The sequence below is a fragment of the Neobacillus novalis NBRC 102450 genome (assembly GCF_001591805.1).
In the GTDB taxonomy this organism is placed as follows: Bacteria; Bacillota; Bacilli; order Bacillales; family Cytobacillaceae; genus Neobacillus; species Neobacillus novalis.
In genome coordinates, this window is record NZ_BCVP01000053.1 from 15,423 (window position 1) to 27,091 (window position 11,669).

8 protein-coding genes and 1 pseudogene are annotated in these 11,669 nt (G+C 38.9%); 1 reads left to right on the forward strand and 8 read right to left on the reverse strand.

All coding sequences use genetic code 11. The features are described 5' to 3' along the window. Positions 1–160: 160 nt before the first annotated feature. From xylF to BANVL01_RS24730, 7 genes are all read right to left on the reverse strand, one after another. Positions 161–1,249, reverse strand: coding sequence for a D-xylose ABC transporter substrate-binding protein (gene xylF, locus BANVL01_RS24700; protein WP_066093462.1), 1,089 nt, complete (start codon positions 1,247–1,249; stop codon positions 161–163). Positions 1,250–1,426: 177 nt separating this feature from the next. After that, complete coding sequence (locus BANVL01_RS24705) at positions 1,427–2,158, reverse strand: DsbA family protein (protein ID WP_066148138.1); 732 nt, start codon at positions 2,156–2,158, stop codon at positions 1,427–1,429. Between the two features lie 166 nt (positions 2,159–2,324). Next, a complete protein-coding gene (locus BANVL01_RS24710; protein WP_066148141.1) occupies positions 2,325–5,138 on the reverse strand; it encodes a glycoside hydrolase family 3 C-terminal domain-containing protein in 2,814 nt (937 codons plus the stop codon). Between the two features lie 169 nt (positions 5,139–5,307). Then, entirely contained in the window at positions 5,308–5,499 is a 192-nt protein-coding gene (locus BANVL01_RS24715; RefSeq protein ID WP_066093468.1) for a hypothetical protein, read from the reverse strand. Positions 5,500–5,710: 211 nt separating this feature from the next. Then, a complete protein-coding gene (gene xylB, locus BANVL01_RS24720) occupies positions 5,711–7,210 on the reverse strand; it encodes a xylulokinase (protein WP_066093471.1) in 1,500 nt (499 codons plus the stop codon). Between the two features lie 71 nt (positions 7,211–7,281). Beyond that, positions 7,282–8,613, reverse strand: a complete 1,332-nt coding sequence (gene xylA, locus BANVL01_RS24725) for a xylose isomerase (RefSeq protein WP_066093474.1) — start codon at positions 8,611–8,613, stop codon at positions 7,282–7,284. Positions 8,614–8,724: 111 nt separating this feature from the next. Further along, positions 8,725–9,792, reverse strand: a complete 1,068-nt coding sequence (locus tag BANVL01_RS24730; protein ID WP_066093477.1) for an aldose epimerase family protein — start codon at positions 9,790–9,792, stop codon at positions 8,725–8,727. Between the two features lie 122 nt (positions 9,793–9,914). Between BANVL01_RS24730 and BANVL01_RS24735 the strand changes: the two genes are divergently transcribed. After that, positions 9,915–11,075 carry an ROK family protein gene (locus tag BANVL01_RS24735; RefSeq protein WP_156482412.1) on the forward strand — a complete coding sequence of 387 codons (1,161 nt, stop codon included), beginning with the start codon at positions 9,915–9,917 and terminating at the stop codon, positions 11,073–11,075. A 352-nt stretch (positions 11,076–11,427) separates the two neighbouring features. Here the strand turns inward: BANVL01_RS24735 and BANVL01_RS24740 are convergent. After that, positions 11,428–11,669 (reverse strand): annotated as a pseudogene (locus BANVL01_RS24740) (hypothetical protein); the annotation flags it as partial.

Genomic DNA, 11,669 nt, shown 5'->3' on the forward strand with positions numbered 1-11,669 from the left:
TTCAGAGCAGGCTTAATAGCCGTTATCTGAAATCAGAACAAGAGTTCAAGGCTTAAGGGAAAAGACGCAGCTGCTAGATTGTTTAACTTTTACTCTTTTAATTTTTAAAAATAGGAAGAAGGGGATCGGTACCCTGTCTTCCTTTAACACTCTTTAATTACTATTTCGCAGGGCGTTCGTTTTCAGGAACGTTTTTGTAAACTTCATCATAAGGATGGAAACTATCTTTAACGATTGTATCCATAACATTGTCTTTGCTTACCATAATTGGATCAAGTTTAATAAATGGAACATCAATCTTTCCGTTATTCACGGTAGAATCACCCTTAACTTTCTCGCCTTTGGCAAGTTGTACTGCTACCTCTGCACTCTTTGTGGCAATTTCCTTGATTGGTTTGTAGACAGTCATTGTTTGCTTGCCTTCCACAATACGTTGCACAGCTGCAAGGTCAGCATCTTGACCGGAGATTGCAACTTTTCCATCTAAATGTTGACCTGCAAGAGCCTGAATGGCACCACCAGCAGTACTGTCGTTAGATGCAACAATTGCATCAATTTTATTCTTATTTGCTGTTAGACCGTTTTCAATTATTTTCATAGCTTCGTTGGCATCCCAATCCTTTGCCCATTGGTCTCCAACAATTTTAATATCACCCTTATCAACTAGAGGCTTAATAACGTTCATTTGACCTTGTCTAAACATTTTTGCATTATTGTCTGTTGGTGATCCTCCAAGCATGAAATAATTTCCTGTTGGAACTTGTTTAACGATTGCTTCTGCCTGCATTTCTCCTACGCGGACATTATCGAAGGAAACATAGGCATCAACATCTGCATTATTGATTAGGCGGTCATAAGCTAATACTGGAATACCTTCTTTTTTAGCTTGATCTACAACTGGAGATAAGGAATCTGAGTTGATAGCAATAATAACAAGAGCATCTATGCCTTGTGAAAGCATATTTTGAATTTGTGATAGTTGTTTAGCCTCATCACCATTTGCGGATTGTACTAAAACATCTGCACCAAGACTTTTGGCTTTATCAACAAACATATCCCTGTCATGCTGCCATCTTTCAAGAGTTAAGTCTGAAACAGATAAACCAATTTTGATTTTTCCACTCTTTTTGCCATCTGATTTGTTACCGCTTACATTCTTGCTGCCAAGATCCTGTCCACCGCATGCAGCAAGCATCCCAACCAGCAGAACTACCAAAAGGCTGGCGATTATACCTTTCCACCTCTTCATTTTCTTGCCCCCCTATTATGCTTTTGTTACTTACAAAAATAATATAACACCATATCATTAGTTTGTCTATCAAATAAACTAAGTTTTCAAAATTTTTATAGTCTTCTTTTCTTGTTTTCTTCTAATTTTGTCGCAAAGACGGTGGCAGCCCAGGAAAGCGATAAAGTTTAATTGACCTTACTTCTCCTGTGCAGCCTTGTTCACCATATTTTTCAAATCATCCATCGTCTTTACCAGCTCGCCATTTACAAAAATCGTAGGAGTACCGTTTACATTCAATTGATTCACTAGATCCATATCCTTTTGCCAAGCAGCATCCGCCTTATTCGCCTCAAAATATTGAACAACCTTATTGACTTCTGTATCACTTGCAATTTGTTTTAATGTGTCAGTTAGATATTGTTCACTATATACATCCGTCTTTTCAAAATTGCTGTCTTCTGGCTGTTTACTGTAGAGGAGATCGTGAAATTTCCAGAATGTCTGATTTCCAAGAACCGCATAAACGGATTCCGCAAATTTTGCCGCTCGAACCGAGTCAGTATGAATGAAGGAATAATTCATAAAGTAAAATTTAGCTTCACCCGAATCTAGTTGTTGTTGAATCATCGGGATTACCTTTTCATTAAACATTTTACAGTATGGGCATTTATAATCTCCGAACTCAATAATTGAAACGGGTGCTGAACTTTTTCCTATGTAAGGCTGATTTGTATAATCAATCTTGGTTAAACTTTTTCCTATGTAAGGCTGATTTGTATTACCGCTATTCTCTTTTGGACTTGTCACAATTGGGTTTTGATGGGGGAAGAAAAAAATAAAGCCAAAAACAATAACTGCAACTACACTGATCGTCCAAACTATAAACTTCGCAGAGAAATGGTTAGAACCTTTTTTGGGATTAGCCATTTTTAACCACCTCAACTTCATTGATTTTCTATTTATATATAGATTTAAATAAATCAGCTATTGGTAGAAAATCTACCAATAGCTGATGGTTATGGAAATTAATACTTATGTTATTGCTGATTTCACCAATTGGTTTAACGTCTACATTCATTCCATCTAAATGTCCCTATTCCTTTACATAGATAACAAAGTTAGTGGACTTTTCAACACCTTGATATTTTACAGTAGCAGTAATTGTAGCTGCACCGTCTTTAATAGTCCTTATTACCCCTTTGTTATCAACCGAAACTACATTAGGGCGATTACTGCTGTATTCGAATTTCATTCCATTAGGAAATTTCTCGCTGTGGTTTTTGTAAATATATCCATATAAAGTTTCATCGTTCATAGATACAGTAACTTGTGGTATGACTTTTTTTCCTTTTTCGTACATCACACGGCTAGGAATATCGGCATCTGTGTCACCTTCCTGAATAGGCTTTACGGAAACAACATTGAGCTCAGGCTTTAAGCTGCCATGTACCTTCACGAACCCTTGCTGCTTGATATCAGCATCAGCACTAGATGTACTAATCTGAATACCATAACGGCTTTGGTCTAAAACATACTTATCTTCTTTTTCATCAAAGAAAGCAAGATCAGCAACTTTAACAGCCATCGTAACCGTCTTGGTTTGTCCAGGATTTAATGAAACCTTCTGGAAGCCTTTCAGACGCTTGATTGGACGTTCTAATTCAGCTGCTGCGTCAGGAGTGTTAACATAAAGTTGAACAACCTCGTCCCCTTTTGTCTTTCCAGTATTCGTAACATCAACGCTTACATTAAATGTATCATTGGAACCAAAGCTTTTATTGCTAATTTGAAGATTAGAATACTTAAATGTTGTATAGCTTAAACCATATCCAAAAGGATAGCTGATTGGACCTTTAAAATACATATATGTTCTGCCAGGATTATCTCCTGTAGGTCTTAATGTATAATCAGTGATCGCTGGAAGTTGTGAACTGCTTTGATACCATAAGAATGGCAGATGTCCACTTGGATTATGGGTGCCTAAAAGGACGTCCGCCAACGCTTCACCTTTGCGCTGACCATTATAAGAACTCCAAACCATAGCAGAAACATAAGGTTCAAATGATTTAACTTCTACTTGACCAATTGTCTCCATCACTGCAATAGTATTTGGATTCATTTTACCAACTTGCTCAATTAATGAAGCCTGTGCACCAGGCAGAGTGAGGTCATGACGGTCTCCAGCTTCGTCTGCAGTCGTATTGTCAGTTCCGGCATATACAATAACGAGGTCAGCATTTTTGGCAGCCTCTACAGCAGCTGAATCAACTGTTTTGAGGTCTTTTGCTGTAGTCCCTTGATCTGTAAAGCCCTTGTAATAAGTTACTTCAGCATTTGGATTAATAGCTTCTATAGCCTTTTTGATACCATTATAAGCATTTACCATTTTATCGTAGGCAGCACTGCCCTGTGCACTTGAATACCCGCCAAGGTACATTTTGGCATTGTCAGGATTAGCAAATTGGCCAACTACAGCCACTTTGAAATGACCGGAAGCTGGAACCTGAAGAGGAAGAAGCTTTCCAGTGCTACTGTCTTTCTTTGTTGTCTCACTATTTTTCAATAGAACCAATGAGTTATTAGCTACCTTTCGTGCCATGTCTAATCTTTCTGCAGTCTGTGTAATGGCATTATTAGTATTACTATTCGTCCATGTACCTTCTGGAACACGTTCACGTGCTTCTTTAATCCATGGAACACTATCTGGATCATCAAATTCCCCAAGCTCCATACGAGCTGTAAAGAGACGGATTAAAGATGTATCAACATCATTTTCTGTGAATGTACCAGTCTGAGTGACAATATTATTTGAAACAGCATTTGGTACAGTGTTTGCATAGTTGTATGGGTCACTGTAGCCTGCATTACAGTTCAAATCTACACCAGCTGTCATGGCAAAAGCTGTTCTTTCTGTTTCATTTATAGGCCGTGTCCATCCTTCTGGCGTCCATTTATGCCCTTTTGTAATTTCCATAACGGAGTCACAGTCAGAAGTAATAAAACCAGAGAATCCCCAAGTTTGACGAAGAAGCGAATCGAGTGTATGAACATTAGCTGATGCTGGCACACCGTTAATGCTATTATAAGCTGACATTACTGATCTAACATCGGATTTTTGTACAATCTCTTTAAATGGTGCACTATAGTACTCTCTTAGTGAACGTTCATCTACATTTGATGAACCGTTTAATCGGTTTACTTCGCTGTTATTCGCAAGGTAATGTTTCAAAGTGGTTACCGTTTTAAGATATCCCTTACTCTCAGGCAGAAGCTTTCCATTCATGTCCTTCCCTTCCATACCATTAACAAACTGAGAAGCTATTTGTGTGGTCAAGAATGGATCTTCTCCGTAAGATTCATCATTTCTCCCCCAGCGAGGATCTCGAGCGAGATTGATGGTTGGTGACCATAAACTGAGCATACGGCTGTTGTCTGGTACCACTTCACGGGTCTCATCGGAAATCATTTTAGCTTCCTTATACATTAGCTGTGGATCCCATGTAGAACCCAGTGAAAGATCGATAGGATAGGATGTTGTATTATACAGTTGTGTGGCGTTACCTCTAGTATTGTATTGAAGACGGGATACGCCATGAAGTGCTTCATTCCACCACCCATAGGCTTTAATACCAAGACGTGGAATAGCTGGTGCTTGGCTGCTTACCATCTGGGAAGCCTTCTCTTCCAAAGTCATGCGGGATACTAAATCCGCTGCCCTCTCTTGGAATGAGTAAGATTTGTCCTGATAAATAGGTAGTTTTGATACAACGTTAAATGCCTGAACCGGTAAATCCGATTTTGACCCTGCTGATCCATTCGATGCCTGAGCTGGCAAACTACTCATCAATAAGCTTAAACCAAGGCCGGCAGTGAGTACCATGGACAGAGCTTTCTTGCGCTTACGCATATATGATCCTCCTCTTAAAATTTATATCTACCAGATTAACGGGGTATCCTCCATTAGCCCGGGAGATTCCTTAGAATACTGAATTTAACCTTGATTTCGTTACCTTTTTCATACTGCTAGTAATCGACATCCAGGTTGGTATACATCCTCACGCCTTCTGGAAGACTCTTCAAGTTCCTTCTGTGCGTGGACTTTTTTGGCGCAATAGAAAAATTGAGGGCGCTTTCATTACAATCAAATAAAAAGTTTCGCCTATTAGGGGAACACATTTATCAAATATAAAGTTTGTATATTTAATAAACAAACTAAGTAGGAAAATAGTATTATCCGCTAATTTTTCAGAGGCATTAATCGTTCTCATTGTTACTTGCACCACCTTGTCACCATACAAATGACGCAAATACTAAATCAGTACTAAAATCTAGTTACCCAATGCACTTCCATTTAACCTCGTAGTAATCTGAATATACTATATATTCTAACACCCTATAGTTGGTTTGTCTACACAATAAACTAAGTTTGGTTAAAATTCTTCTAAAGCGTAATTTTTATCCCCTTCCCACCGAATGCCGTTATTTTCTAAGTTCCATTAATTGAACATTAAGTTCCTTCGTGTTGGTATAGACTTGCTGATAAATTTTAAACAGTTTTTTATATGTTTCCACATTTTCTTTATTCGGATGGTAAGTTTTATCGATATGGGTGAATTGTTCGGCGCACTCCTTTAAAGAAGAAAACCAGCCGCATCCATAAGCCGCCAACATCGCCGCCCCCATTCCCGGGCCCTGTTCACTTGTCAGTTTTTCAATTTTTGCGTCGAAGATATCTGCCTGCATTTGCAGCCATGTTTCATTTTTGGCCCCGCCGCCAATGGAAACAATCGAATCTATTTTCTTGCCATTGTTTCTAAAGATTTCAACAGTTTCATTTAAGGAAAAAGTAATACCTTCAAGCACGGAGCGGGCAAAATGCTTTTTTTCATGTGATGCATCAATACCAATAAAGCTTGCACGGATATTTGAATCTGCATGCGGTGTTCTTTCTCCCACTAAATAAGGTGTAAACAGCAAGCCATTTGCCCCCGCCGCAACCGTCTCAATTCCTTGCAAAAATTGATCAAACGCTTCCTCTTTGGCAAATGTATCTTTAAACCAGCTTAGGCTATATCCTGCTGCTAATGTCACACCCATCGTATAATAGGAATTTTCTTCACTGTGGTTAAAATAATGAACCTTTCCATCAAAATCAAGATCATTTCTCTTTTCATAGGAAAGAATAACACCGGAAGTACCTATACTGCATAATGTTTTACCTTCTGCCAGGATCCCTGCTCCAAGCGTGCCGCAAGCATTGTCGGCACCTCCTGCAAATACCTTCGTTGCTTCAGATAAGCCCGTCTTCTTTGCAAAATCGGAAGAAATGGTTCCCACATTAGCATGTGATTCAACCAACGGAGGACATAGTTCAGGTGAAAGGCCCAAAAGGTCTAAAATTTCTTTGCTCCATTCCCGTTTCGCCACATGAAGGAGCAAGGCTCCGGCCGCATCTGAATACTCCATCTGGATCTGCCCTGTCATTCGGTAACGCAAATAATCCTTTGGAAGCATAAATACACTTGCCTGTTTAAAAATCTCAGGTTCATTTTCTTTTACCCAAAGAATTTTTGGCAAGGTAAATCCTTCTAACGCAGGATTCTTGGTGATTTCCAATAACCGCTCTCTGCCCACAATTTCATAAATTTCCCGGCATTGCTTTGTTGTTCTTGTATCATTCCATAAAATTGCATTACGTAATACTTGAAGCTGCCGGTCTAATAAAACAAGGCCATGCATTTGTCCGGAAAAACTAATTCCCTCAATATCCTTTACGTTACCCTGAAAGCCTTTGATTAGCTCCGCCAGTCCTTCAGCTGTTCTTACTACCCATTCTTCCGGATTCTGTTCACTGTAGCCTGATTTTTCAATGATTAAAGGATACGATTTAGATACTTCCTGGCAAACTTCGCCGTTTTGATCAACAAGCAAGATTTTGACTGCACTTGTGCCAAGGTCAATTCCCATTACGTATTTCATCGGTCGATCGTCCTTCCTATAAAAACGTGCTGGGGTTAAGGCTCCCAGCACATTCTTGATTTCTCTTTTATTTAAACACGAACAGTTGAGAGGGTTTCCAGTAAATATTGGTTAATTAATGCACGTAAGCGCTCTGTTTTACCAGATTTATTTTTGACTTCAGTCAATTGAAGAGCATAGGCCTCTAACTCCCGGAAGTTCGTTTTTCCTTCAACAATGGCTTTTCCAATACCTTGAGTATAACTGCTGTAGCGTTCATCAATGAAGCTGTCCAGAACATTATCTTCAATTAGTTTATTGGCGACTTTCAAACCAATGGCAAAGCTGTCCATGCCCGCAATATGGCCCTCAAACAAGTCTTCAGGTTCAAAGGATCCTCTTCTTACCTTTGCATCAAAATTCAATCCTCCTTTGCCAAGGCCGCCATTTTTCAAAATTTCAAACATTGCCAGAGTAGTAGAATAAAGGTCTGTTGGGAATTCATCTGTATCCCATCCAAGTAATACATCCCCCTGGTTGGCATCAACAGAACCTAACATGCCATTAATGCGGGCTGTTCTTAATTCATGCTCAAAAGTGTGGCCAGCCAGTGTGGCATGGTTTGCTTCAATATTAAACTTAAAGTCATCTTGTAAATCATATTTTTGCAAGAAGGCAAGTCCTGTTGCCACATCGAAATCATATTGATGTTTTGTTGGCTCTTTCGGTTTTGGCTCAATTAAGAATTGACCATCAAAGCCAATTTCCTTCGCATAATCCACTGCCATATGGAAGAACCGTCCTAAATTATCCAGCTCTAATTTCATATCTGTATTTAGAAGTGTTTCATAACCTTCACGACCGCCCCAAAATACATAGTTTTGTGCACCAAGTTCTCTAGCAACCTCTAACCCTTTTTTCACTTTTGCTGCTGAGTAAGCAAAAACATCAGCGTTACAAGAAGTTGCTGCACCATGTGTATAGCGTGGATTGGTGAACATGTTGGCTGTGTTCCACAAGATTTTTGTTTTACTTGTTTTCATATATTCTTTCATCATTGCCACAATGACATCTAGATTTTGATTGGTTTCCTTTAATGTGCTTCCCTCTGGAGCAATATCTACATCATGGAAGCAGAAGAAAGGAACATCAAGCTTTTCAAAGAATTCAAATGCAGCCTCTACGCGGGCTTTTGCTACATCCATTCCTGTTAAATGATTCCAAGGGCGAATGGCCGTTCCTGCTCCAAATTGATCTGTTCCATCAGCAGTAAATGTATGCCAATAGGCCACAGAAAAACGAAGCCACTCCTCAGCTGTTTTCCCATTGATGATTTCTTCAGAATTATAATATTTGTAAGCTAACGGATTTTTTGAACTAGCACCTTCATATTGAATTTTGTTAACGTTTTTAAAATAAGCCATTTTTCATATCCCCCTTAAGTTATCGCTTACGTTCCTTTAAAACTGAATATTAATTCAATTACTTAATAAGCTAAGTATAACACCGCTTACTTTGTTTGTCTATCCAATAAACTAAGGTTGAAAATTATTTTTTTCATCTACTCCAAACCTATATCTAGAACAGGACGCATATGCTTTCCCTTTTTCTAAAACCCAAGATGGGAGATGTGGATGATGAATAGCGTCCGGCAATCCTTGAGTCTCCAAACAAATGCCAAGATGTTTTCTTAATAAAACACCTCGGGTCTGTCCTGCTGATGGAAGGTTATTCCCGCTATAGACAACAACTCCCGGTTCTTCTGTCTCTACAGTTAAGGTTCGTCCACTCTCCTGGTCTTTCAACAATATTTCTTGATCATTGTGTGTATATAATAGAAATGGATGATCATAGCCATTGCCAGCAAGAATATTTTGTGAATGCTGCGATGTGGCACCTGATCGAATCTTCCTCCCATTTCGAAAATCAAATGGCGTATCATCTACCTCTAAAATCTTACCAGTAGACAGCAATTCACTGTTTATCTCAAGAAAACTGTTACTCTTCAGCCTGAGTGTATGATCCAATACATCTCTTTTTAAATTCCCGCTTAAATTAAAATAGGAATGGTTTGTTACATTCAATAAGGTTTTTTGATCCGATTCGCCTGCGTATCTGACTATTAGTTCATTCTGATTATTGAGAGCATAAGTTACATTTATTTTTACATTACCGGGATAGCCTTCCTCCCCATCGGGACTTAAGTAAAAAAATTGAATTCCGGCTTCCTCCCGGCCTTCAAAAACTGATGCTTTCCAAACGACTTGATTAAAGCCTTTCATTCCGCCATGGAGATGATTTTTATTTTCATTTTTGAATAAACTGTATGTCTTCCCATCGAGCGAAAAAGAACCGCCTTTGATTCGTCCGGCAACACGTCCGACAACCGCTCCCAGAAAACAAGTATCTTTTATGTATTCCTCAAGCGTATCATATCCCAAAACAATATTTTCATAGTTGCCCATTCGGTCAGGTACGATTATTTTAGTTATAATACAGCCATAATTGATACAAGAAAGTTCCACTCCGTTATCATTTGTGATAGTAAAGGAATGAATCTGCTTGTTCTCCAAAGTTCCGAAATAATCTCGAACAACCCTCATTTTGCTGCCTCCCATTTTTATTAAAAAAAATTTTTTAAGATGAACATCTCTTAGTTTGTGGATTAAACAAACTATGGTATGCTAAAATTATATACATATTTCAAAAAAAGTGGGGGAAAAAGTTGCAACCGATTACATGGAATCAACAAGTCGTTAAAAAAAATAACAAATCGCTTGTGTTACAAACGGTAATTGCCCAAGAACCAATTTCTAGGGCAGATATTGCCCAACTGACTGGATTAAACAAAGCAACCGTTTCTTCATTAATAAATGAACTGTTAGAGGAAGAGCTTGTCTACGAATCAGGAGCAGGGGAATCCAGTGGCGGACGCCGTCCTGTTATTCTTCATTATAACAGAGTTGCAGGTTTTTCCATTGGTATTGATATAGGGGTCAATTATATTTTATCTGTCTTAACCAATTTAAAAGGGGAAATTTTAAAAGAGAAAAGTCAGCCGATCACTGACTCATCCTATTCTATTGTGATAGGTCACGTTAAACAAATGATTCGTTCACTAATGGATAGCATTCCGCCAAGCAAATATAGAATCGTCGGACTTGCAATTGGTGTTCCGGGTATTGTTGATAATAAGGGAACTATTATCTCGGCACCAAATTTAGGCTGGAAAAACATAAATATTAAAGAAGAAATCGAAGCCGAATTCGACATTCCCGTATGTATTGAAAACGAAGCAAACGCCGGAGCGTATGGTGAAAAAAGATTTGGCGCCGGGCAGAATTCACAAAATCTCCTATATATAAGTGCCGGGATAGGCATCGGTGTCGGAATCATTATCAATGGCGAGTTATACCGAGGCCAGAGCGGCTTTTCGGGAGAAATTGGCCACACTATCATAAATGTCAATGGAAAACCATGCAGGTGCGGAAGCAAAGGATGCTGGGAAGTATACGCCTCTGAAAACGCTTTATTGTTTATGACAAATCAAGAGGATGCCACACTTGAATCACTAATTCAGCTGGCCGAGAACAATGATAAAGGTACAATCAAGCTTTTTGAGCAAATCGGATATTATCTTGGATATGGAATAAACAATATTATTAATAGCTTTAATCCAGGCCAAGTTATTATTGGAAATCGTTTGGCGATGGCACAAAGATGGATTGAGGGGCCCATTCGTGAAACGATTCAATCCTGTACTTTATCATTCAACCAAGGAAATTCACAACTTCACTTTTCACAGCTCTTAAAATATTCAACAGCATTAGGCACAGCAGCATTTGCAATTGAAAACTTTACTGATTCTTTGCCGGATCTGTGTTAATCAACTCAATGGCTAAGTCATTTTTGCTCCTAAAAGGGATCTCTTCTTTTTTCTGTTTGCTGGGCAGCAGAAGGATATTACCTATTTAGGAATAATGAAAACCTTTTTAATAGACAACTAATAGAAGTACGCTGATTAATATCTTAAATACTGGCGGGCACTTTCATTTCTAATGAGAGTGCCTGATTTGTTGGGAACACATTATTGAATTAGAGAAAATCGGCGTACCGTCCCAGAATTGGCTCTGGAAGTATCGGATATGAGTATCCCCATAGCTAAGCTAGGGGTTTCGAAAGAATAGGCTAAAAAGCCACATTGTCTTTACGTGGGCTACCACAGTCCCGCTAATACATCAGGCCGAAGCCTTCAGCTTTGCTTTCTTCTTCCGTTTTGCTTTTTTCTTACTTTTTACGATGATGATCTTCTTAGGAGATTGAAGGAAGTATTTTCTATCAAGCCCTTCAAAGGCACCCTCAACATGTTTCCGAACAATATTGAACGCACCATTGACGTCGGCGTGAATTTGAATCTTTGACCCTGTGATTTTGTAAAAGGCTCTTTTCACTCGTTGTCCGCTAAAAGTTGTTTGGTGTA